The following is a 22,961-nucleotide window of genomic DNA, read 5'->3' as shown; positions in this document are numbered from 1 at the left end:
TGTACGCCGCTCCTACATGCGGGGATCAAACGCCTCGCGCAGCGCATCGCCGATGAATACCAGCAACGACAGGATCAACGCCAGGGCAAAGAACGCGGTAAAGCCCAGCCACGGCGCCTCGAGGTGTTGCTTGCCCTGGGTCACCAGCTCGCCCAGCGAGGCGCTGCCGGCGGGCATGCCGAAGCCGAGAAAATCCAGCGCGGTGAGGGTAGTGATCGCCCCGGTGAGCATGAACGGTACATAGGTCAGGGTCGCGTTCAGGGCGTTGGGCAGGATATGCCGCAGCATCACCTGGGTGTCCGAAAGCCCCAGGGCCCGGGCCGCCTTGACGTACTCCAGGTTGCGCCCTCGGAGGAATTCGGCGCGCACCACATCGACCAGGGTCAGCCAGGAGAACAGCGCCATGATCCCCAGCAGCCACCAGAAGTCCGGCTCGACGAACCCCGACAGGATGATCAAGAGGTACAGCACCGGCAAGCCCGACCACACCTCCAGCAATCGCTGGCCGAGCAAATCCACCCAGCCGCCGTGGTAGCCCTGCAGAGCACCGGCCGTGACGCCGATCAGCACGCTGAGCAGGGTCAGGGCGAAGGCGAACAGCAGCGAGACACGCGCGCCGTACAACACTCGTGCCAGCACGTCGCGGCCCTGGTCGTCGGTGCCCAGCCAGTTGCTCGCGCTGGGCGGGCTGGGGGTGGGGACCTGCAGGTCGTAGTTGGGGGTATCGGCGCTGAACGGGATCGGCGCGAACAGCATCCATCCCTCCTGGCCCTCGATCAACTGGCGCACGTACTGGCTGCGGTAGTCGGGCTGGAACGGCAGCTGCCCGCCGAACTGCTGCTCGGTGTAGCGCTTGAGCGCCGGCGTGTACAGCTCGCCCTGGTAGCCCAGCAGCAAGGGCTTGTCATTGGCCACCAGCTCCGCGCCCAGGCTTAGCAGCAACAATCCAGCGAACAGCCACAGTGAGATCCAGCCGCGGCGGTTGTCGCGAAAACGCCGCAGGCGCCGCCGAGCGATGGGCGAGAACATCAGCGGCCCCTCGCGTCGAAGTCGATGCGCGGGTCGAGCACCGTGTAGCACAGGTCGCCCAGCAGGCGGATCAGCAGCCCGGCCAGGGTGAAGATGAACAACGTGCCGAACACCACCGGGTAGTCCCGCGACACCGCCGCCTCGTAGCTCATGCGCCCGAGGCCGTCGAGGGAGAAGATCACCTCGATCAGCAGGGAACCGGCGAAGAACACCGTGATCAGCGCCTGGGGCAGGCCGGCCACCACCAGCAGCATGGCGTTGCGCAGCACATGGCCGTAGAGCACCCGGCGCTCGCTCAGGCCCTTGGCCCGGGCCGTGACCACGTACTGGCGGGCGATCTCATCGAGGAAGGCGTTCTTGGTCAGCAGCGTGAGGGTGGCGAAGCCGCCGATCACCAGGGCGCCGACCGGAAGCACCAGGTGCCAGAAGTAGTCGGCGACCTTGCCCAGCAGGCTGAGCTGGTCGAAGTCTTCCGAGACCAGGCCGCGAACCGGGAACCAGTTGAGCGAGGTGCCGCCGGCGAACAGCACGATCAGCAGCAGGGCGAACAGGAACGAGGGCAGGGCATAGCCGATCACGATCAGCGCGCTGCTCCAGGCGTCGAAACGGCTGCCATGGCGTACCGCCTTGCGGATGCCCAGCGGGATCGACACCAGGTAGGTGATCAGCGTGGCCCAGAAGCCCAGCGACAGGGTTACCGGCAGCTTCTGCACGATCAGCTCGGTGACCGTGGCGCCGCGAAAGAAGCTCTGGCCGAAGTCCAGCCGTGCATACTGGCCGAGCATCAGCCACAACCGTTCGGGCGCGGACTTGTCGAAACCGTACTGGCGCTTGATCTCCTCGATCAGCTTCGGGTCCAGGCCGCGGGTCGCGCGCGATTCGCCCTGTACCGCCTCGACGCGGGCGCCCGGCGCGCCGCCGCCGATGCCCTGCAGGCGCGCCACGGCCTGCTCCACCGGCCCGCCGGGCGCGGCCTGGACGATGGCGAAGTTCACCAGCAGGATGGCCAGCAAGGTGGGGATGATCAGCAGCAGGCGGCGCAGGATGTAGGTGGTCATGGCGCGCTCCGCAGGCGCTCGGCCATCTGCGTGTTGGTCAGCGCCCGGGGGCTGACTTCCCACCAGGTGTCCAGGCCTTCGTCATAGGCCGGCTGTACCTTGGGCAGGCCGAAGCGGTTCCACCACACCGTCGAGCTGCCCGGCGGGTAGTAGTTGGGAATCCAGTAGTAATTCCATTGCAGCACCCGGTCCAGGGCGCGGGCGTGGCGCAGCATGTCGGCCTGGCTGGTGGCGCGCACCAGGCCCTCGAGCAGGCGGTCCACCGCTGGGTCCTTGAGCACCATCAGGTTGTTCGAGCCCGGGTCGTTGGCCGCGGCGGAGCCGAAATAGTTGTACTGCTCGCTGCCCGGCGACAGGGTTACCGGGTAGCCGGTGACGATCATGTCGTAGTCGCGGGCCATCACGCGGTTGACGTACTGGGCTGAGTCGACGTTGCGGATGTTCAGCTCGACGCCGATCTGTGCGAGGTTGCGCTTCCACGGCAGCAGCAGGCGTTCCAGGCCGGACTGGCCATTGAGGAAGGTGAAGCTCAGCGGCTGGCCCTGGGCGTTGACCAGCCGATCACCCTGGGGATGCCAGCCGGCGTCCTGCAGCAACGCCAGCGCCTGCAGTTGCTGCTGGCGGATGATGCCGGAGCCGTCGGTGACCGGGGCGCTGAAAACCCGGCTGAACACTTCGTCCGGTACCTGGCCGCGCAGCGGCTCGAGCAGCTTGAGCTCCTCGGCGTCGGGCAGGGCGCGGGCGGCCAGAGGTGTGTTGGAGTAGAGGCTCTGCTGGCGGATGTACATATTGCGCATCATCTGCCGGTTGCTCCACTCGAAGTCCCAGAGCATGCCCAGGGCCTGGCGCACGCGGCGGTCCTTGAATTGCGGCTGGTCCAGGTTGAACACGAAGCCCTGGGCGATCTGCGGTTTGGCCGGGGCGAGGTGGGCGCGCTGCAGGCGCCCGTCATCCAGTGAGGCACCGTTGTAGCCGAGGGTGTAGGCGGTGGCGGAGTACTCGCGGTTGTAATCGTAGCCTCCGCCCTTGAGTACCTGGCGGGCCACCTCGGTGTCGCCGAAGAATTCGACGCCGATGCGGGCGAAGTTGTACAGCCCGCGGACGGCCGGCAGATCCCGCGCCCACCAGCTCGCATCGCGCTCGAAGGTAATGCTGCGGCCGTTGTCGATCCTGCCGATGCGGTAAGGGCCGCTACCGACCGGCTTGTCGAAGCCGGCGCCGTTGGCGAAGTCGCGTTGCTGCCAGTCGTGCTCGGGCAGCACCGGTAGGCCGGCAAGCTCCAGGGGCAGGGTACGGCCATGGGGTTGCTTGAAGTCGAAGCGCACCTGGCGAGGGCCTTCGACCGTGACCGCGGCGACATCGGCGAACTGGGTGCGAAACTTGAGGCTGCCCTGGTTCATCAGCCGCTCGTAGCTGAAGCGTACGTCTTCGGCCCGTACCGGCTTGCCGTCGGCGAAGGTGGCGCGCGGGTCGAGGTAGAAGCGCAGCCAGGCATCGTCGGGGCCACGCTCCATGCGCTGGGCGATCAGGCCATAGACGGTGTAGGGCTCATCGAGCGAGCGCACGGCCAGCGGTGCGTACAGCCAGCCATCGACCTGGCTGACGCCGATGCCTTTGTCGATGTAGGGCAGGATATGGTCGAAGTTGCCGATCTCGATGGCCGAGCGGCGCAGGCTGCCGCCCTTGGGGGCGTCGGGGTTGACGTAGTCGAAGTGGTCGAAATTCGCGGGGTAGCGCGGGGCTTCGGCGTAGACGGTGAGGGCGTGGGTGGGGGCGGCGTGGGTTGCCAATGGCAGGCAAAGCACCAGGCCCAGGCAACATGCCAGCAATACTCGCAAGCCTCTGTAGGAGCGGGCTTGCCCCGCGATTGCGTCAGCAGGGCCATCGAGGCTGCCTGGGCGGTCGCTATCGCGGGGCAAGCCCGCTCCTACAGGGGAGGTGTTGTTCTTGGCGAACAACGGTGCATCAGTCCTGACGGCTGGTCACTTCCAGCAGGTGGTAGCCGAACTGGGTCTTGACCGGACCTTGGACGACATTCAGCGGCGCGCTGAAGACCACGGTGTCGAACTCGCGAACCATCTGGCCCGGGCCGAACGAGCCCAGGTCACCGCCCTGGCGGCTGGACGGGCAGGTGGAGTTGGCCTTGGCGACTTCGGCGAAGTCGGCGCCGGCTTCGATCTGTGCTTTGAGTTCGTTGCACTTCTCTTCGCTGGAAACCAGGATGTGACGGGCGGTGGCTCGGGCCATGGGTACTGTTCCTTGGAGGTCGAAAAGGCAAGCCTAGCGCACTTGTTCGTGCCGTGTCTCGCAAGGCTTGCCATAGAGGCCTACAGGCGAGCGGCGGCTTCGCGCAGCAGGGCCTCGGTCGCCTCCCAGCCCAGGCAGCCGTCGGTGATCGACACGCCGTACTTCAGCGCGCCCTTGCCCAGGGCCTGGCAGCCATCGAACAGGTGCCCTTCGAGCATCACCCCGACCAGCGAACGGTCGCCGTCCAGGCGCTGGGCCAGCACGTCCTCGAACACCGCCGGCTGACGGGCCGGGTCCTTGCCGCTGTTCGCGTGGCTGCAGTCGACCATGATCCGTGGCGCCAGACCTGCCTTGGCCAGCCCCTGGCGGGCCAGGGCGACGCTCTGGGCGTCGTAGTTCGGCCCCTTGTGCCCGCCACGCAGCACCAGGTGAGTATCGGGGTTGCCCAGGGTCTCGATGATCGCCGGGTGGCCCTGGGCGTCCATGCCGAAGTGGCGGTGTGGGTGGGCGGCGCTGCGCATGGCGTCGCAGGCGATGCCGATACCGCCGTCGGTGCCGTTCTTGAAGCCGACCGGCAGTTCCAGGCCGCTGACCATCTCGCGGTGGATCTGCGACTCGGTGGTGCGCGCGCCGATGGCGGCCCAGCCCAGCAGGTCGTCGAAGTAGCCGGCGGCCATCGGCTGCAGCAGCTCGGTGGCGATCGGCAGGCCGCGTTCGAGCATGCCCAGCATCAGGCCGCGAGACAGGGCGATGCCGGCGTGCATGTCGTCGCTGCCATCGAGGTGCGGATCGTAGGTCAGGCCTTTCCAGCCCACGGTGGTGCGTGGTTTTTCCACGTAGGCGCGCATCACCAGCAGCAGCTTGTCGTCGACTTCGCGGCTGAGCGCGGCCAGGCGGTCGGCGTATTCGAGGGCCGAGCGCGGGTCATGGATCGAGCAGGGGCCGACCACCACCAGCAGACGTTCGTCGCGGCCTTCGAGGATGGCGCGGATCGCCTGGCGGTGAGCATGGACTTGCTGGGTGAGTTCGTTGGACAGCGGCATCTGCTGCTTGAGCAGGTGCGGGCTGGGCAGGCGCTGGCTGACGGTGGTGTTGGCAGCGTGCGGCTGAGTCAGGGGCAGGGCGAGGTTCGAGGCTTGCATGGCGTTTTTTCCCTGGGCGGACGGCGGGTTCTGGCCCGCGTCGTCGGCCCTATCGAGGTGTTCGACTGATCGTCAAATGGGGTGTCTGTGCGGCATTGCCACCGGGAATCGACCGAACGGAGGCGGCAGGCTGGCCCGAACGGAACTGGCTAAATCGCCATGCGAAGGTGCGGTAATAGGTGGTGTAGTTCATGTCGCTGTCCTCAAGGTAATCGGTATGTTTCGTAGGTCCGGAAAAGCAAAACCCCCGGTCGGGGAGCCGACCGGGGGTTTGAGTATTCTCATGTTCGGCGGCCCCTCGAAGGTGGGCGCCGGATGGGTCATCGGCGCCTAGTGGCTAAACCAATACCCAAAATAAAAGCTGGCAACGGCGTTACGACCGGCAACGGCCAGCACGCGGTGCGCGGAGCGACCGGTGTGGTTGGCGTGGTTGCAGGTTTGTTTCGACATGTTGCTCTCCAGTGATTGAGGCCGAGCTTACTGCACCTTTGCGCGTGTGTTCAATCACTAAATGCTATCGATTCGATAGCGTGGGAGCGGCGCACAGGTACTACGCCAACCTGTAGGAGCGGCCTTGTGCCGCGAAAGGGCCGCAAAGCGGCCCCGGCAATATCTGCTTGATGCACAAATCGCGGGGGCGCTTCGCACCCCTTTCGCGGCACAAGGCCGCTCCTACAGAGATCACGCTGGTTGAGAAATCTCAGTAAGACAGTTGCTCCCAGGCTGTTCCAGCAAAGCCCCCCAGTTAAGGGTGAAAGCGCCCAGCTCATCCTTCCTATTTCTCGCAAGCATTTGATTAAAAACAACTAAATTCCTGGCACAAGCCTTGCTCACCTCCCCGCAGTATCCCTGTGTCCCCGGAGGTGCCCCATGTCGACCACTCGCAAAGGCCCGGTCCTGTCCACCGTCCTGCTGGCCCTGCTGGGCTGGCAGGTTTCCAGCGAGGCCGCGGTGCAGTGCCAGCGCACGCTGGTGGCCAACGTGGTGGCGCTGGATCAGCCACTGATGTTCAACCGCCTCGGCGCGCAGAACGCCAACGGCATGATGTACGCCCTGCGCCAGGACGTGGTGGACGAGCACCAGGTGCCCTTGAGCAAGGGCGGCGCCGCGGTACCGGGCAAGGTCACCCTGCGCCCGGACAAGCGCCCGCGGCCGATCGTGCTGCGGGTGGCCGCCGGTGACTGCCTGACGGTCAACCTGACCAACCTGCTGGCCTACCAGGCCAACCCCAACAAGCACGGCATCGACCACGACGAAACCGAAGTCGAAGGCGAGGAAGAAGAGGGCGCCGAGGTCGAGAACGAAGGCGGCGAGCACTTCGTTGCCGACGAGCAGGTCACCGACCGTCATGTCGGCTTCCAGGTCAATGGTCTGCAGGCGGTCAACAGCATCGGCGACATCGCCGCCAACACCGGGCGCAACGGCAACTTCCTGGTCGCTCCGGGCGGCACCCGCAGCTACACCCTGTACGCCGAGCGCGAAGGGGCGTTCGCCGTCACCAGCCAGGGCGCCACCTTTGGCGGCCAGGGCGGCGCCGGCAACGTCGCCAACGGCCTGTTCGGCCAGGTGGTGGTGGTGCCCAAGGCCGGGCGTACCTACCGCAACACCCTGACCGAGGAAGAGATGCGCCTGGCCACCACCGGGCGCACGGCCACCGGCCAGCCGGTGATCGACTACCACGCCCGCTACCCCAACGCCGAGCCGTGGATCGCCGAGGGCAAGGCCGGCAAGCCGATCATCGCCATGCTCGACGGCAACGAGATCCTCAGCAGCGAGACTGATGCCATCGTCATGGGCCCCAACCCCGACGGCAGCTTCCCGGCCAGCACTTATCCGCTGGAAAGCGTCGGCAAGCGCAACCCGGCGCTGCCCAACCGACTGGAAGCCTTCCGCGACTTCGCCTCGCAGTTCGCCGACGAGGTGGCCGCCACCCAGGCCTTCCCCGCCTACTGGGCGGACCCTGTCATGGGCCATGTACTCGAGCCGACCCGCGACTCGTTCATGATCAACTACGGCTCCGGTGGCATGGGCGCCGAGGTGGTGGCCAACCGCCTGGGCGTGGGGCCGATGCATGACTGCCTGTCGTGCGCCTACGAGGAGTTCTTCCTCAGCGCCCACACCGTGGGCGATATCGGCACCCTGGTGGATATCCCGGCCAACGTCGGGCTGGAGAACATCCGCCCTGGCCAGACGCCGCCGGCCAGCGCCACCGGGGTCAAGGCGACCATGGCCCTGTACCCGGCCGAGCCCGCCAACGTGCACCACAGCTACATCGGCGACTTCACCAAGTTCCGCAACACCCACAACGGCCACGAGCAGCACATTTTCCACCTGCACGGGCACCAATGGCTGTTCAACCCCAACGACGATAACTCCGACTACATCGACGCCCAGGGCATCGGCCCGGGGGTGGGCTACACCTACGAGATCGCCAACGGCGGCTCGGGCAACCGCAACCGGGTGGCGGGCGATGCCATCTACCATTGCCACTTCTATCCGCACTTCGCCCAGGGCATGTGGGCCATGTGGCGGGTGCACGACGTGTTCGAGCCAGGCACCCGATTGGAGGTCAGCGGCGAGGGCGCCAACGGCTTCCACAGCACGCCGTTCGCCCTGCGCAATGGCAAGCCGGCCCAGGGCGCCCGGGCGCTGCCGGACGGCGAGATCATCGCCGGCACGCCGATTCCGGCCATCGTGCCGCTGCCGGGCAAGGCCATGGCGCCGATGCCGGGCAAGGTGACCGTGGTGCCCAAGCTGTCCGAGACCCTGGTCGCCGGTCGTGACGATGAAGAAGAGGAGGAGGGCGACGACCATCCGAACGCGCCAGCCACCCCGCGTGCCGTCGGCTCCCTGGCCCTGGTCGACCGCAGCGAGACCAATCGCAACGCCGATGGCAGCCTGAAGAACCCCGGCTACCCGTTCTGGATCGGCGGCATGGAAAGCAGCGTCGGCCAGCGCCCACCGACCCCGCCGCTGGACATGCTCGACCCGGCCCTGGCCCGCCAGCTCAAGGACAGCGGCAAGGCGCTGTGGGCCAACCTCGACCCCAACCAGGTCGATGGCTGGGACGGCGGCCTTGGTCGCCACGCGCTGGACGGCGTATCGGCCGGCGGCGAGGCGGTGACCACCACCACCAAGCTGGATTTCTCCAAGGTGGTGCACAAGGCCAAGCCGATCTACCTGCCCGAGGAGGGCACCGAGGTCGAGCAGGCCGCCATGCAGTTCCACGCCAAGGCCGAGCACCCGAGCTTTGCCCTGATCCCCGGCAGCGCGCCGGTGGCCAAGGCCTTCCGCACCAACGGCGCCCTGCCCACGGCGGGGGCGCCGTTCTACGAGCCCTGCATGGACGACCGTGGCAAGCGCCTGACCCAGTCCTCGGGTGTCGGCGAGTTCTTCAGCGGTGAGAACCTCAGCGGCATGAGTTTCCGCGGCTCGTCCACCTTCACCGCCGACCGCCCGCGCATCTACAAGGCGGCCAACATCCAGTTCGACGCGGTGTACAACAAGGTCGGCTACCACTTCCCGCAGGCGCGCATCCTCGCCCTGTGGGAGGACGCCTGGCCGGTGATCACCAAGCAGCGCCCGCCGGAGCCGCTGGTGATGCGCATGAACACCTTCGACTGCACCCAGTACGTGCACACCAACCTGATTCCGTCGTTCTACGAGATGGATGACTACCAGGTGCGCACACCGACCGACGTGATTGGCCAGCACATCCACCTACCCAAGTGGGACCTGACCGCCGCGGACGGCTCGGCCAACGGCTGGAACTACGAAGACGGCATCCTCTCGCCCGGCAGTGTGGTCGAGCGCGTGCATGCCATCCGCAGCTTCAATAATTGCACCGAGGGCGATGCCCGCGACGGTACCGCCGCGTGCCCGAAAGCCAAACAGCATCCGTACTTCGGGCGTTTCGGCCGGGCCGACTGGCTCGGCGCGCGCACCGCCATGCAACGCTGGTTCGCCGACCCGCTGGTGAACGTGCACAACGTCGACCGTGGCCTGGGCACCATCTTCACCCATGACCACCTTGGCCCATCGACCCACCAGCAACTCGGGCTGTACGCGACCGTGCTGGCCGAGCCCGCCGGTTCCACCTGGTACCACGCCGAGACCGGCGAGCAGCTGTACAACCCGGCCACCCGCCAGGACGGCGGCCCGACCTCGTGGCAGGCGGTGATCCAGACCGGCGACCACGACGGCGACGGCAAGAACGACAGCTATCGCGAGTTCTTCCTCGAGTACAGCGACTTCCAGCACGCCTATGAGGCCGGCGTGTATGTGGGGGCCGGCCCCAACGGCATACCCGATGGCCAGGCCTATCCAGCCACCGCCGACAGCTTCCGCTACGCCATCAACCCGCCGGTGCGGCAGAAAGCCTCGACGCTGCTCGAGTCGGTGGTCGAGTCCCGAGGCGGGCTGAGCCCGGGCTGCCCGACGCGGCCGTGCCCACAGGCGATCTCGGTGGATGACCCGGGCATGTTCGTCGTCAACTACCGCAACGAGCCGCTGGCCCTGCGCGTGTTCGACCCGAACAAGGTCGGCCCGGACGGCAAGCGCGGCATGCAGGCCGACGGCCTGGGCGGCGACCTGGCCTATGCCATGCAGAGCCGCACCGACCGCGCCATCCCGGCGATGAACCTGGCGCCTTCGGCGATCACCCAGGCCACCGGCCCCACCGGCGGCACTACGCTGTTCCCACCGCACGTCAACAAGGGCACCGAGCCGGGCGACCCGTTCACCCCGTTGCTGCGCACCTATTCCGGCGACAACGTGCGCCTGCGCATGCACGCCGGCGGCCATGAGGAGGAGCACAACGTCACCCTGCACGGCGTGAAGTGGCTGCAGAACGGCTCGGGCTTCGGCAACAGCTCCAACTCGGGGTGGAAGTCGTCGCAGATGGTGGGCATTTCCGAGCAGCTCGGGTTCATGGCCCCGGTGTCCATGATCTCCAGCTCCGCCGCCACCAACGGCGACTACCTGTACTCGCTGGACGCCGCGCTGGAAGGCTATTGGAACGGCATCTGGGGCATCATGCGCAACTACACCGCCCAGCGCGCCGACCTGTTCGCCCTGCCGAACAACCCGCAGCCGGTGGCCATGCGCAACACCGTAAACTTCGACGGCATCTGCCCGAAAACCACGGCCAACGCCAATGGCATCGGCACCCGGCCGACGGTCAAACGCAGTTACGAGATCGTCGCGGCCCTGGCCAACGACATCCTCGAGAATCGCCACGGGGTCAGCATCAGCGACCCGGCCGGGATCGGCCAGCATGTAGGTGGCGCGCTCAAGGCCAACGGCGGCACCCTGGTGTTCAACAGCCGCAAGGTCGATATCCCCATGGCCACGGTCACCGACGAAGAGGACGGCGCGACCTTCACCGTCGGCGGCCACAGCTCGCCATTGCACGACCCGACCGCGGTGCTCTACGTGCGCAAGGCCGACCTCGATACCAGCACCGGCAAGCTCAAGGCCGGCGTGCCGGTCGAGCCCCTGGTGCTGCGCGCCAATGCCGGTGACTGCATCAGCATCACCCTGGAGAACCGCCTGCCGCTGATGATGCCGGATCTGCCCAGCAGCGCGGTGATGCAGAACGTGGTCAAGCGCGACCGGGCCGGCGGCGAGGGCTCCACGGCGTTCAACAACAACCTGATGCGCCCGTCCAGCCATGTCGGCCTGCATGCGCAACTGCTGGCTTACGACATCACCAAGTCGGACGGCGTCAACGTCGGCCTCAACCCGGTGCAGACCGTGCCGCCGCGCGCCGGCGCCAGCGGCGCCTACCCGAACCGTGTGTACCAGTACTATGCCGGGCACCTGGAGCGCGAAGGCAAGCCGGTGCTGCAACTGGGCCGCACGGTGGACAACATCAACACCACGGCCATCGAGTTCGGCGGCCTCAACCTGACCCCGGCGGATGTCATCAAGCAGCCGCAAAAGGGCCTGGTGGGCGCCATGAGCGTATTGCCGCAGAGCGCGACCTGGACTGAGGACAACGCCAGCCGCGCCCAGGCCACGGTGAAGGTCAGCGGCCAGCCCGACTACCGCGACTTCGTCACCGTGTGGCAGCGCTCGCTGAACATGCGCTGGGCCGATGGCCGGCCGGTGGAGGGTATCGCCACCGAGGGCAATGGCGTGCCCGGTGATCCGAAGGACAACGGCAACATGGCGATGAACTACAAGACCGAGCCGCTGTGGCTACGCTTCGGCCTGGCGCCGGACGCGCCGTTCGGCCATGCCGACGGCTTCGGCTTCGCCGATGTGCCCAACGCCCACATGGCCTACAGCAACGCCCTGGTCGGCGGCGACCCGCAGACCCCGGTGCTCTGGGCCAGGCCGGGCCAGCCTGCGCGTAGCCATGTGCTGATGCCCAGCGGCGGCAGCCGCGGCATCACCTACCAGCTCGACGGACACCTGTGGCCGCTGCACAACTACCAGGCCGAGAAGAACGATGTGCATGGCTACCCCATGGGCCTGCCGGGCATTGGCTCGGTGCGCTACGGCTACAACCCGATGGCAATTTACGTGGGCGCGCAGGAAAGCGTGCTGCCGGCGGCGCACTTCAGCTTCATGCTGCCCAGCGCCGGGGGGGCCAACGCGGTGCAAGGGGATTATCTGTTCCGCGACTATGCCGCCTATGGCAATGTTTCTGGGCTGTGGGGAATCCTGCGGGTGACCAACGAAGCGCCGCCGGCCACCGCACCGGCGCAGTGACGGGGGCCGGGCTTGGTGCAGGGCGTTCAGCAGGTGTTTGCCGGCGGGATTGCAGCGCTCTCGATCTCGAGAGTGCTGCAGGCTATCGCCACTAGCGCTTGAGCACCAATGTCAGGATGTCATAGCTGGCCACCAGCTCACCGAGCTGGTTGGTCACTTCCACATCCCAGGCCACCACCCCTTGCGCCTGTCCCTGCGGGCTGGTCTTGCCCTGGTCGATCTTGCGCTTGCAGGTCAAGCGCGCCTGGATGGTGTCGCCGATCCCCACCGGGGTGATGAAGCGCAGCGTGTCCAGGCCATAGTTGGCCAGCACGGGCCCTTCGCCAGGAGAAACAAACAACCCGGCCGCCGCCGACAGCACGAAATAGCCATGGGCGATGCGCTTGCCGAACTGCGACTGCTTCGCCGCGATTTCGTCGAAGTGCATGTAGAAATGATCGCCCGACAGGCAGCCGAAATTGACCAGGTCGGCTTCGGTCACGGTGCGGCGGTGGGTCAGCAGCGATTCGCCGATGCGCAGGTCGTCGAAATGGCGGCGGAACGGGTGCACCTCGGTCTCGATCACCTCGGCGCCGCGCACGTATTCGCCGGTCACCGCCATCAGCATGCTCGGCGAGCCTTGCACGGCCGCGCGTTGCAGGTAGTGCTTGACTGCGCGCAGGCCACCCAGCTCCTCACCGCCGCCGGCACGGCCGGGGCCGCCATGCTTGAGCTGCGGCAATGGCGAGCCATGGCCGGTGGATTCCTTGGCCGCCTCGCTGTCGAGCACCAGCAGCCGCCCGTGCCAGGCCGCCGCCACCGGGATGGCCTTGGCCGCCACGGCGCGGTCGGCGGTCACCAGCGATGCCACCAGGCTGCCCTTGCCGCGGGCGGCCAGGGCCAGGGCCTCGTCGAGGTCGTCGTAGGCCATCAGCGTGCTCACTGGGCCGAACGCCTCGATGTCATGGGCGCCGCCCTCAGCGTGTGGGTCGCGGGCCAACAGCAGGGTCGGGGCGAAAAACGCGCCTTCGGCCACGGCATCGCCGACCGGGGTGAAACCGTCACTGGCACCCAGCAACTGCTCGCAGCTGTCCAGCAATTGGCGCACGCGCTCGCCGACATCGCGCTGCTGGTCGTGGGAGGCCAGCGCGCCCATGCGCACGCCCTCGACCGCAGGATCGCCCACCACCACCTTGCGCAGGCGTTCGCGCAGGCGGGTGGCCACCGCGTCGAGGTGTTTGGCCGGGACGATGGCGCGGCGTATCGCCGTGCATTTCTGCCCGGCCTTGGTGGTCATCTCCCGCGCCACTTCCTTGATGTACAGCTCGAACTCCTCGCTGTCGGGGCTGACGTCCGGGCCGAGGATGGCGCAGTTAAGCGAGTCGGCCTCGGCGGTGAAGGGCACCGAATGGCGGATCAGGTTCGGGGTCACGCGCAGCTTGGCCGCCGTGTCGGCGGAGCCGGTGAAGGTCACCACGTCCTGACCCTGCAGGCGGTCGAGCAGATCGCCGGTGCTGCCGATCACCAGTTGCAGGCTGCCGGCCGGCAGCAGGCCCGATTCATTCATCAGGCGCACCACGGCTTCGGTCAGGTAGCTGGTGGCGGTAGCGGGCTTGACGATGCACGGCATGCCGGCGAGGAAGGTCGGGGCGAACTTCTCCAGCATGCCCCAGATCGGGAAGTTGAAGGCGTTGATATGCACGGCCACCCCTGCGCGCGGCACCAGGATATGGCTGCCGGCGAAATGGCCTTGCTTGCCCAACGGGATCGCCGGCCCTTCATGCACCAGGTTGCCCGACGGCAGTTCGCGCCGGCCCATGCTGGAATAGGCGAACAGCGTGGCGTTGCCGCCCTCGATGTCGATCCAGCTGTCGGCGCGGGTGGCGCCGGAGTGGTGGGACAGGGCGTAGAGCTGCTCCTTGCGCTCGGCCAGGTACAGCGCCAGGGCCTTGAGCCGGGCGGCGCGCTGCTGGAAATCCATGGCCAGCAGTTGCTTGAGGCCCTGGGCCCTGGCGAAATCCACGGCCTCGGCGAAGTCCGGGCGCTCTTCGTGGCTGTAGGCCAGGACGTGGCCGTCGAGGGCGCTGCGCAGGGCCTGGGCGCCGTGCTGGCCGATCCAGCGGCCGGCGATGAAGCTCTGCAGGGTAGGGGCGGCGGACATGCTGTTCTCCTTTGAAGGGGCGCGGTTACCAGAGCGCCACGGTGTAGCCGATGATCAGGCGGTTCTCGTCCACGGCGTTGGTCAGGCCATTGCCGGAACGGAAGGTGACATTGCGCCAGCGCAGGCTGACGTCCTTGAACGGGCCGCTCTGGATGACGTAGGTGATGTCGGTGTCGCGCTCGCGCTCGCGGCCATTGCTGAGCGTGGCGGTTTCGGCGTGGCGGCCGTCGGTGTAGCGGGTCATGAAACTCAACCCGGGAATGCCCATCGCGACGAAGTCGTAGTCGTAGCGCAGTTGCCAGGAGTCGAGCCCGGCGCGGGTGAAGGTGTTGTAGGTGACCAGGTTGACGGTGTACGGATCGCCGCCATTGAGGAACGGGAAGGCGCTGTCGCCGGACATCTGCTGCCAGGTGGCGGTGAACTTGTGGGCCTTCACGCCCAGGGTGAACATGGCGTTGAAGTTGCGGTTGTCGATGCGCCCGGCACGCTCGGCGCCGTCGCCGCGGCTGTCGAAGTAGCGCAGGTCGCTGCGCAGGCTGACGCCTTCGGCCAGGGGCTGGGTGTGCAGCAAGCCCACGTACTGCTGGCGGTAGATGTCTTCGAGCTTGGCGTAGTAGTAGCTGACGCTGGTCTGCGGGGTGATGGCGTAGCTGCCGCCGCCGAAGTCGAAGTGGTCGCTGCTGGCGGCGCCGTAGCCGATGTCGTCGCGCCCGGAGGAGTCGCGCAGGTTGGCCTTGGTCAGGCGGCCGCCGTTGAAGGTGAGGCCGTCCAGCTCCTGGCTGGTCAGCAGGCCGCCCTGGAAGGTCGAGGCCAGCAGGCGGGTGTCGTTGTACACCACCACCGGCAAAATCGGCTGCAAGGTGCCCAGGCGCAGGGTGCTCTTGGACACCCTCAGTTTGCCGGTCAGGCCCAGTTCGCTGTAGTCGTCCACCGGCTCCAGGCTGCGTGGCCCGTAGGGCAGCAGGCCGGTGTTGCGCCGGTCGCGGCTGGAATCGAGCTTGATGCCCAGTTGGCCCATGGCGTCCACCCCGACACCGACCGGCCCGTCGGTGAAACCCGACTCGAAGCGCGCGGTGAAGCCCTGGCCCCATTCCTCGGCCTTGCTCTGCGGGGCGTTGCCCTGGCGGAAGTCGCGGTTGATGTAGTGGTTGCGCAGTTCGAGGCGTGCGTGGCTGTCAGCAATAAAGTCCGCCATGGCCGGCAAGGGCAGGGCGAGGGTGGCCAGCCAGGCGGCTGACGTGAGGTGCGTGCGGTTCATTGTTGTTGTACCCGACATTGTTATTGTTCTTGAAGTCAGTGCTTGCTGGCGCCAGCGGCGCCGATACCGGTCATCGAGCGGATGAACTGGGCCAGATAGCGACCACGTTCATCGCGCGCCCGTTCCGAGCCGTCGGTGACCGAGAAGGCCCAGGCGGCGAGGAAGGCCAGCGACATGGAGAACAGCGCCGGGTTGCTGTAGGGGAACAGCGCCCGCTCGTTGTGCAGCACGTTGACCCACACCGCCGGGCCCAGCACCACCAGGACGATCGCCGAGACCAACCCGGCCAGGCTGCCGCCCACCGCGCCGCGGGTGGTCAGGCCTTTCCAGAACATCGAGAGCAGCAGCACCGGGAAGTTGACCGAGGCGGCCACCGCCAGCACCAGGCCGGAAAGGAAGGCGATGTTCTGCGACTCGAACAGCAACCCCAGCAGTACCGCGAACAGGCCGATCCCCAGGGTGGCCAGGCGCGAGACGCGCATCTCTTGCTGCTCGCTGGCCTGGCCCTTGCGCACCACGCAGGCGTACAGGTCGTGGGACACCGCCGAGGCGCCGGACAGCGCCAGGCCCGCGACAACGGCGAGGATGGTGGCGAAGGCCACCGCCGAGATGAAGCCGAGGAACAGGTTGCCGCCCACGGCCTGGGCCAGGTGCACCGCGACCATGTTACCGCCGCCGATGATCGCCCCGCTGGCGTCGCGGTAGGACGGCTCGGTGCCGACCATGACGATGGCGCCGAAGCCGATGACGATCAGCAGCAGGTAGAAGTAGCCGATGAAACCGGTGGCGTAGAACACGCTCTTGCGCGCTTCCTTGGCGTCGCTGACGGTGAAGAAACGCATGAGGATATGCGGCAGGCCGGCCGTGCCGAACATCATGCCCAGGCCCAGGGAGATGGCGTCCACCGGGTTGGACAGCAGCGCCCCCGGCGCCATGATCGCCTGACCCTTGGCATGCACGGCCACGGCACTGGCGAACATCGCCTCGGTGCTGAAATCGAAGTGCCTGAGCACCATGAAGGCCATGAAGGTGGTGCCCGACAGCAGCATCACCGCCTTGATGATCTGCACCCAGGTGGTGGCGAGCATGCCGCCGAAGGTGACGTACAGCACCATCAGCACGCCCACCAGCATAACCGCGTACAGGTAGCTGATGCCGAACAGCAGTTCGATCAGCTTGCCGGCGCCGACCATCTGCGCCACCAGGTACATCAATGCCACGGCCAGGGTGCCGAAGGCCGAGGTCAGGCGCACCGGGGCCTGGGCCAGGCGGTAGGAAACCACGTCGGCGAAGGTGTACTTGCCCAGGTTGCGCAGGCGCTCGGCGATCAGGAACAGGATGATCGGCCAGCCGGCCAGCACGCCCAGGGCGTAGAGCAGGCCGTCGTAGCCGTTCATGAACATCATCGCCGAGATGCCGAGGAAGGACGCGGCGCTGATCATGTCACCGGCGATCGCCAGGCCGTTCTGCATGCCGGTCAGGCCGCCGCCGGCGGTGTAGAAGTCGCTGGCCGAACGGGTGCGCAGGGCGGCCCAGCGGGTCACCAGCAGGGTGAAACAGACGAACACCAGGAACATCGAGATGGCGGTCCAGTTCATCGCGCGCACTCCTGCTTGACCACTTCGTTGAGCGGGTCGATGACGCGGTTGGCGCGGTGCATGTAGACGCCGGTGAGGGCGAAGGACAGCAGCACCATCAGCACGCCCACCAGCATGCCGACGCTGGTCACCCCGCCGCTGAGGGACTGGCCGAGCACGCCGGGGGCGAAGGCCACCAGCAGGACGAAGCCGTAGTAGGCGACGAGCATGGTCAGGGTCAGCGAGCCGTTGAGACGGCGCTTGCGCTGGATCAGTTGCACGAAGGCGGGGTGCTTGCTGATGGATTCGAGGTGTTCGGGTGTCATGGGGGCGTTCTCTCTGGCTGTTGTAATTGTTTTTTCAGGTCACGCGGGTGTTGCTGGTATCGGTGTTGGCTTCTTCGCGGGTAAACCCGCTCCCACAGGGACGGCGCTGATCTTGAGGGCGCCGATGTACCTGTGGGAGCGGGTTTACCCGCGAAGCAGGCGACGCGGTGCTAGAGCTGATCGAAATCGAGCACCACCTTGTCGCTCAGCGGGTAGGTCTGGCACGACAGCACATACCCGGCCGCCACTTCGTAGTCCTCCAGGGCATGGTTGCTGTCCATCTCCACCTCGCCCTCGATCACCTTGCACTTGCAGGTCGAGCACACCCCGGCCTTGCACGACCAGGGCAGTTCGGCGCCGATGGCGTTGCCGGCCTCGAGCACGCTGCGGGTGTTGCGCGGCAGGTCGAAGGCCAGGGCGCGGCCGTCGCTGATCACGGTCACGTGGCTGACCGCCGAATCCACCTGGCGCGCCGCCTCGCGAGCTTCGCGACGGGCCTCGCCACCGGCGGCGGCAAACAGCTCGAAGTGGATGCGCTCCTTGGCCAGGCCATTGGCCTGCAGGCTGTCGCGCACGGTCTCGGTCATCGCCTGCGGGCCGCAGATGAACGCCGCATCGAGTGACTGCACGTCGAGCCAGCGGGCGAACAGCTGGCCGCACTTGTCGGCGTCGATGCGGCCGTTGTACAGGTCGACGTCCTGCTGCTCGCGGCTGAACACGAAGATCAGGTTGAGGCGGTCGAGGTACTGGTTCTTCAGGTCTTCCAGACGATCGCGGAACAGCGCGCTGTTGCTGGCGCGGTTGCCGTACAGCAAGGTGAAGCGGCTGTGGGGCTCGCAGGCCAAGGTCGTGGCGACCAGCGACAGGATCGGGGTGATGCCGCTGCCGGCGGCCACGCCCAGGTAATGACCCCGGCGCGCCGGGTCCAGCGGCACGAAGAAGCTGCCCGACGGCGGCATCACCTCCAACTGCTGGCCGGCCTTGAGCACTTCGTTGGCGAAGGCCGAGAAACGACCGCCCGGCACGCGTTTGACCGCCACGCGCAATTCGCCGTCCTGCACCGCGCTGCAGATCGAGTAGGAGCGGCGCACCTCTTCGTCATCCAGTCGGGTGCGCATGACCAGGTACTGGCCCTGGGTGAAGCGGAACTCTTCGCGCAGGTGCGCGGGCACGTCGAAGGCGATGGACACCGCGTCGCGGGTCTCCTGGCGCACTTGCCGGACGGTCAGGCTGTGAAACTGGCTCATGGCGTTCTCCACGGCTCAAAGGCATTTGAAATAGTCGAACGGTTCCAGGCACGCACGGCAGCGGTACAGGGCCTTGCAGGCGGTGGAGCCGAACTGGCTGAGCAGTTCGGTATCGCGGCTTGCGCATTGCGGGCAGCACACCGTGGGCGGGGCCCCGCGCAGGCTGGCACTGCCGGCGGGCGGTGCGATGCCGTAGGCGCGCAGGCGCTCGCGGCCCTGGTCGCTGATCCAGTCGGTGCTCCAGGCCGGAGTAAGCCTGCGCTCCAGCGCGGGCTCGGCGAACCCGGCCTGTTCCAGGGCCTGGCGGATATCGCCCTCGATCACCTCGGTGGCCGGACAACCGGAGTAGGTCGGGGTGACCACCAGATGCAGGTGGCCGGCGCGCCAGTCGAGGTCGCGGACGACACCCAAGTCGACCACGCTGACCACCGGCACCTCCGGGTCCATCACCTCGGCCAGCACCGCCCAGGCCTGGGCCAGGTCGCCGTCGCGCAGGGCGCGGGCGCCGCGGTCACCCGCGATCAGCTCACCAGGTCGCATCGGGGTAGGCTCGCGGCAAGAACTGCATCTCGGCCAGCAGCAGGCCCAGGTGCTCGGTGTGCAGGCCCTTGCGTCCGTCCAGGTAGAAGTGGCTGGCGGCGTTGGGCAGCGGCAGCTCGACCGAGGCGAAGATTACCTCCACAGCGGCGTGCCAGCGCTGGGCGACCTGCGTCGGGTCGGCGGCAATGCCAGCCCGGGCCAGCTGTACTTCGCTGTCGCTGGCGACCGTCAGCTCGACGGTGAAGCGCCACAGCATCGCAATGGCCTCGAGCATGCGTCGGCGGCTTTCCTCGGTGCCGCCACCCAGGCGCTGCACCCACTCGCCGGAGCGGCGCAGGTGGTAGGTCACCTCCTTCAGGGCCTTGGCGGCGATGCCGGCGATACGCTCATCGTCCGAGGCACTCAAGCCATCGAGCATGGCGTGGTGCCAGGCGTCGTAGAGGAACTGCTTGAGCATCGTCACGGCATAGTCGCCGTTGGGCTGCTCGACCAGTAGCAGGTTGCGGTAGGCGCGCTCGTCGCGACGGAAGGCCAGGGCGTCGGCATCGCGGCCGTCGTCCTGCAATTCGGCGGCATAGTCCAGCCAGTTGCGGGCCTGGCCGACCAGGTCGAGGCCGACGTTCATCAGCGCCAGTTCTTCCTCCAGCGCCGGGGCCTTGCCGCACCACTCACACAGGCGCTGGCCCTGGACCAGGGCGCTGTCGCCGAGCAGCAGCAGGTATTGAATCAGTGCTTGCTTGTGCATGGCGCGCCTCACATGTGTCCGACTTCGGCCGGCAGCTCGTAGAAGCTGGCGTGGCGGTAGACCTTGTCATCGGCCGGGGCGAACAGCGGGTCCTTCTCGTCGGGGGAGGAGGCGGTGATCAGCGCCGAGGGCACCACCCACAGGCTTACTCCCTCGCTGCGGCGGGTGTAAAGCTCGCGGGCGTTCTCGATGGCCATGGCGGCGTCGGCGGCGTGCACGCTGCCAACGTGCTTGTGGTTCAGGCCGTGCTTGCTGCGCACGAAGACTTCGAACAGGGTCCAGACAGACATTGGGGGTATCTCCGCATCATTCGCCGCTTCAGGCGGCGTTCTTGTTCTGTTGCTTGCGGGCATAGGCCACGGCGGCCTCGCGCACCCAGGCACCGCTTTCGATGGCGTTGCGCCGGGTGGCCAGGCGTTCCTGGTTGCACGGGCCGTTGCCCTTGAGCACTTCGTAGAACTCGTCCCACTGGATCTCGCCGAAGTCGTAGTGGCCGCGGGCCTCGTTCCACTTGAGCGCCGGATCCGGCGCGGTGCAGCCGAGCAGTTCGAGCTGGGGCACGGTCTGGTCGATGAAGCGCTGGCGCAGTTCGTCGTTGGTCTGGCGCTTGATCTTCCAGGCCATGGACTGGGCGCTGTTGGGCGAGTGCTCGTCGCTGGGGCCGAACATCATCAGCGCCGGCCACCACAGGCGGTCGATGGCATCCTGGACCATGTCCTTCTGCGCCTGGGTGCCGTGGCGCATCATGGTCAGCAGCAGTTCGTAGCCCTGGCGCTGGTGGAAGCTCTCTTCCTTGCAGATGCGGATCATGGCGCGGGAGTAGGGGCCGTAGGAGGTGCGCTGCAGCACCACCTGGTTGACGATCGCCGCGCCGTCCACCAGCCAGCCCACCGCGCCCATGTCGGCCCAGCTCAGGGTCGGGTAGTTGAAGATGCTCGAGTACTTGGCCTTGCCACTGTGCAGCTTGGCGATCTCTTCGTCGCGGTCGGCGCCGAGAGTTTCCATGGCGCTGTACAGGTACAGGCCATGACCGGCTTCGTCCTGGATCTTGGCCATCAGTTGCAGCTTGCGCTTGAGCGACGGGGCGCGGGTGACCCAGTTGCCTTCCGGGAGCATGCCGACGATTTCCGAGTGGGCGTGCTGGGAGATCTGGCGGATGAGGGTCTGGCGGTAGGCCTCGGGCATCCAGTTCTTGGCTTCGATCTTGATCTCGGCGTCGATCTTCTCCTGGAAGGCGCGCTCTTCGGGCGACATCTCCTCCAGGGACTTGAGGCGCTTGACGCCGGTTTCTACGAGCTGTGCGTACATGTTCGGGCTCCCGGTTGTGGGCTGCTTGGGGCGTGGGTCATTTATAAGCGATACAAAACACAACATCAAACAGTATTTGATGTATCGGATATGAATTGTGTATCACATTGGGCTGCTGCGCAGCCCTTTCGCGGCGCAAGGCCGCTCCTACAGGGATTCGTGTTCCCCTGTAGGAGCGGCCTTGTGCCGCGAAAGGGGCGCAGAGCGCCCCCGGCTTTCTAAAGGCCAAAAAAAGCCCCGGACTATGCCGGGGCTCCCTTCTAAGCGCTTGCCGTCAGCCAGCCAGCCGCTTGTCATACACATGACAAGCCTTGCCCTCCGAACGCTTCAACGTGCCGCAAGGCTGCAACTGGATCTGCGTACTGATACCGATATAGGTCTTGATCTGCCGCGCCAGTTCGCCCACCACCTGCTTGCGCTGCCCCTCGTCGAGGTACTGGCTGTCGCTGCGCAGTTCCACATGCACCTCGACGCTGTCGAGGTTGCCATTGCGATACAGATGAATCTCATACAGCTCTGAAAGCTGTTTAATCTTCAGCACCTGTTCCTCGATCTGCGTCGGGAACACATTGACCCCGCGGATGATCAGCATGTCGTCGCTGCGCCCGGTAATCTTGCCAATGCGCCGCATTGGCCGCGCCGTGCCGGGCAGCAGGCGGGTCAGATCGCGGGTGCGGTAGCGCACCATCGGCAATGCCTCCTTGCTCAGCGAGGTGAACACCAACTCGCCAAGCTGGCCGTCCGGCAGCACGTCGCCGCTGACCGGGTCGATGATCTCGGGGTAGAAGTGGTCCTCCCAGATGGTCGGGCCGTCCTTGGTCTCGAGGCATTCCATGGCCACGCCCGGGCCCATGATTTCCGACAGCCCGTAGATGTCCAGCGCATTGATGCCCAGGCGCTGCTCGATGGAGCGGCGCAGTTCGTCGGTCCAGGGTTCGGCGCCAAAGATGCCCAGGCGCAGCTTGAGGTCGTGCGGGTCGATGCCCTGGCGCTCGATCTCGTCGGCCAGGTTGAGCATGTACGAGGGCGTGACCATGATGATGTCCGGCTGGAAGTCGCGGATCAGCTGTACCTGCTTCTCGGTCTGGCCGCCGGACATGGGGATTACCGTGCAGCCCAGGCGCTCGGCGCCGTAGTGCGCGCCCAGGCCGCCGGTGAACAGGCCGTAGCCGTAGGACACGTGCACCTTGTCGCCGCGGCGCCCGCCGGCGGCGCGGATCGAGCGCGCCACCACGTTGGCCCAGGTGTCGATGTCGTTCTGGGTGTAGCCGACTACCGTCGGCTTGCCGGTGGTGCCACTGGAGGCGTGCAGGCGCACCACCTGGTCCTGGGGCACGGCGAACATGCCGTAGGGGTAGTTGTCGCGCAGGTCGTTCTTGCCGGTGAAGGGGAACTTCGCCAGGTCGTCCAGCGACTTCAGGTCATCGGGGTGGGCGCCGCACGCATCGAAGCGCTGGCGATAGAGCGGCACGTTGGCGTAGGCGTGGTTCAGGCTCCAGCGCAGGCGCTCCAGCTGGTGCTGGCGCAGCGCATCGAGGCTGGCGGTTTCCATCGGGTCGAGCAGGGCGCGGTCGGCATCGTGGTAGAGATTCATGGTTTCACTCGAGTTGTTCTTGTCGTGGGCCGA

The 22,961-nt window shown here is 66.8% G+C and carries 15 protein-coding genes and 1 pseudogene; 1 reads left to right on the top strand and 15 read right to left on the bottom strand.

All coding sequences use genetic code 11. From position 1 onward, the window contains the following. Window positions 1–12: 12 nt before the first annotated feature. The 5 genes from VUG52_RS14145 to VUG52_RS14125 all read right to left on the bottom strand — a co-directional run bounded on the left by VUG52_RS14145 (window position 13) and on the right by VUG52_RS14125 (window position 5,476). Window positions 13–1,029 carry an ABC transporter permease gene (locus tag VUG52_RS14145; protein WP_262950648.1) on the bottom strand — a complete coding sequence of 339 codons (1,017 nt, stop codon included), beginning with the start codon at window positions 1,027–1,029 and terminating at the stop codon, window positions 13–15. Further along, window positions 1,029–2,087 (bottom strand): microcin C ABC transporter permease YejB, encoded by a 1,059-nt coding sequence (locus VUG52_RS14140; RefSeq protein ID WP_028688956.1) that lies wholly within the window; start codon window positions 2,085–2,087, stop codon window positions 1,029–1,031. Before VUG52_RS14140 ends, VUG52_RS14145 begins: the two co-directional genes overlap by 1 nt. After that, on the bottom strand, window positions 2,084–3,916 hold the full coding sequence (locus VUG52_RS14135; RefSeq protein WP_262950645.1) for an extracellular solute-binding protein: 1,833 nt from the start codon (window positions 3,914–3,916) through the stop codon (window positions 2,084–2,086). Before VUG52_RS14135 ends, VUG52_RS14140 begins: the two co-directional genes overlap by 4 nt. A 136-nt stretch (window positions 3,917–4,052) precedes the next feature. After that, complete coding sequence (locus VUG52_RS14130) at window positions 4,053–4,334, bottom strand: peptidylprolyl isomerase (protein WP_023380733.1); 282 nt, start codon at window positions 4,332–4,334, stop codon at window positions 4,053–4,055. Window positions 4,335–4,414: 80 nt separating this feature from the next. Further along, the gene (locus VUG52_RS14125; protein WP_331831669.1) at window positions 4,415–5,476 is read right to left on the bottom strand and encodes a 3-deoxy-7-phosphoheptulonate synthase; all 1,062 of its coding nucleotides are present in this window, start codon (window positions 5,474–5,476) and stop codon (window positions 4,415–4,417) included. A gap of 870 nt (window positions 5,477–6,346) precedes the next feature. Here VUG52_RS14125 and mnxG point away from each other — a divergent pair. Then, entirely contained in the window at window positions 6,347–12,193 is a 5,847-nt protein-coding gene (gene mnxG, locus VUG52_RS14120; RefSeq protein WP_331831668.1) for a manganese-oxidizing multicopper oxidase MnxG, read from the top strand. Window positions 12,194–12,284: 91 nt separating this feature from the next. On the opposite strand, the gene paaZ is transcribed toward mnxG, so the two are convergent. The 10 genes and pseudogenes from paaZ to paaK all read right to left on the bottom strand — a co-directional run bounded on the left by paaZ (window position 12,285) and on the right by paaK (window position 22,928). Beyond that, a complete protein-coding gene (gene paaZ, locus VUG52_RS14115; RefSeq protein WP_262950638.1) occupies window positions 12,285–14,333 on the bottom strand; it encodes a phenylacetic acid degradation bifunctional protein PaaZ in 2,049 nt (682 codons plus the stop codon). A gap of 25 nt (window positions 14,334–14,358) precedes the next feature. Further along, a complete protein-coding gene (locus VUG52_RS14110; protein WP_262950637.1) occupies window positions 14,359–15,591 on the bottom strand; it encodes an OprD family porin in 1,233 nt (410 codons plus the stop codon). A gap of 35 nt (window positions 15,592–15,626) precedes the next feature. Beyond that, window positions 15,627–17,195 (bottom strand): annotated as a pseudogene (locus VUG52_RS14105) (cation acetate symporter); the annotation flags it as partial. Next, window positions 17,186–17,494 (bottom strand): DUF485 domain-containing protein, encoded by a 309-nt coding sequence (locus VUG52_RS14100; RefSeq protein ID WP_028688889.1) that lies wholly within the window; start codon window positions 17,492–17,494, stop codon window positions 17,186–17,188. The gene VUG52_RS14100 and the pseudogene VUG52_RS14105, both read right to left, overlap by 10 nt. A 170-nt stretch (window positions 17,495–17,664) precedes the next feature. Further along, the gene (gene paaE / locus VUG52_RS14095) at window positions 17,665–18,741 is read right to left on the bottom strand and encodes a 1,2-phenylacetyl-CoA epoxidase subunit PaaE (RefSeq protein WP_258802102.1); all 1,077 of its coding nucleotides are present in this window, start codon (window positions 18,739–18,741) and stop codon (window positions 17,665–17,667) included. A gap of 15 nt (window positions 18,742–18,756) precedes the next feature. Continuing rightward, window positions 18,757–19,281: a 1,2-phenylacetyl-CoA epoxidase subunit PaaD gene (gene paaD, locus VUG52_RS14090; protein ID WP_262950634.1), complete on the bottom strand. Its 525-nt coding sequence runs from the start codon at window positions 19,279–19,281 to the stop codon at window positions 18,757–18,759. After that, window positions 19,268–20,026, bottom strand: coding sequence for a 1,2-phenylacetyl-CoA epoxidase subunit PaaC (gene paaC / locus VUG52_RS14085; RefSeq protein ID WP_050705731.1), 759 nt, complete (start codon window positions 20,024–20,026; stop codon window positions 19,268–19,270). The genes paaD and paaC overlap by 14 nt, the downstream gene beginning before the upstream one ends. Before the next feature lie 8 nt (window positions 20,027–20,034). Further along, on the bottom strand, window positions 20,035–20,316 hold the full coding sequence (paaB, locus tag VUG52_RS14080; protein WP_011533969.1) for a 1,2-phenylacetyl-CoA epoxidase subunit PaaB: 282 nt from the start codon (window positions 20,314–20,316) through the stop codon (window positions 20,035–20,037). A 28-nt stretch (window positions 20,317–20,344) separates the two neighbouring features. Continuing rightward, window positions 20,345–21,334 carry a 1,2-phenylacetyl-CoA epoxidase subunit PaaA gene (paaA, locus tag VUG52_RS14075; protein WP_050705732.1) on the bottom strand — a complete coding sequence of 330 codons (990 nt, stop codon included), beginning with the start codon at window positions 21,332–21,334 and terminating at the stop codon, window positions 20,345–20,347. Between the two features lie 274 nt (window positions 21,335–21,608). Continuing rightward, window positions 21,609–22,928 (bottom strand): phenylacetate--CoA ligase PaaK, encoded by a 1,320-nt coding sequence (gene paaK / locus VUG52_RS14070; RefSeq protein WP_331831667.1) that lies wholly within the window; start codon window positions 22,926–22,928, stop codon window positions 21,609–21,611. Window positions 22,929–22,961: the final 33 nt, after the last annotated feature.

The organism is Pseudomonas sp. LH21, from assembly GCF_036549575.1.
GTDB classification, from domain to species: domain Bacteria; phylum Pseudomonadota; class Gammaproteobacteria; order Pseudomonadales; family Pseudomonadaceae; genus Aquipseudomonas; species Aquipseudomonas peradeniyensis.
The sequence above is the reverse complement of the archived record's forward strand: the minus strand, read 5'-3'. Positions and strand labels throughout refer to the sequence as shown.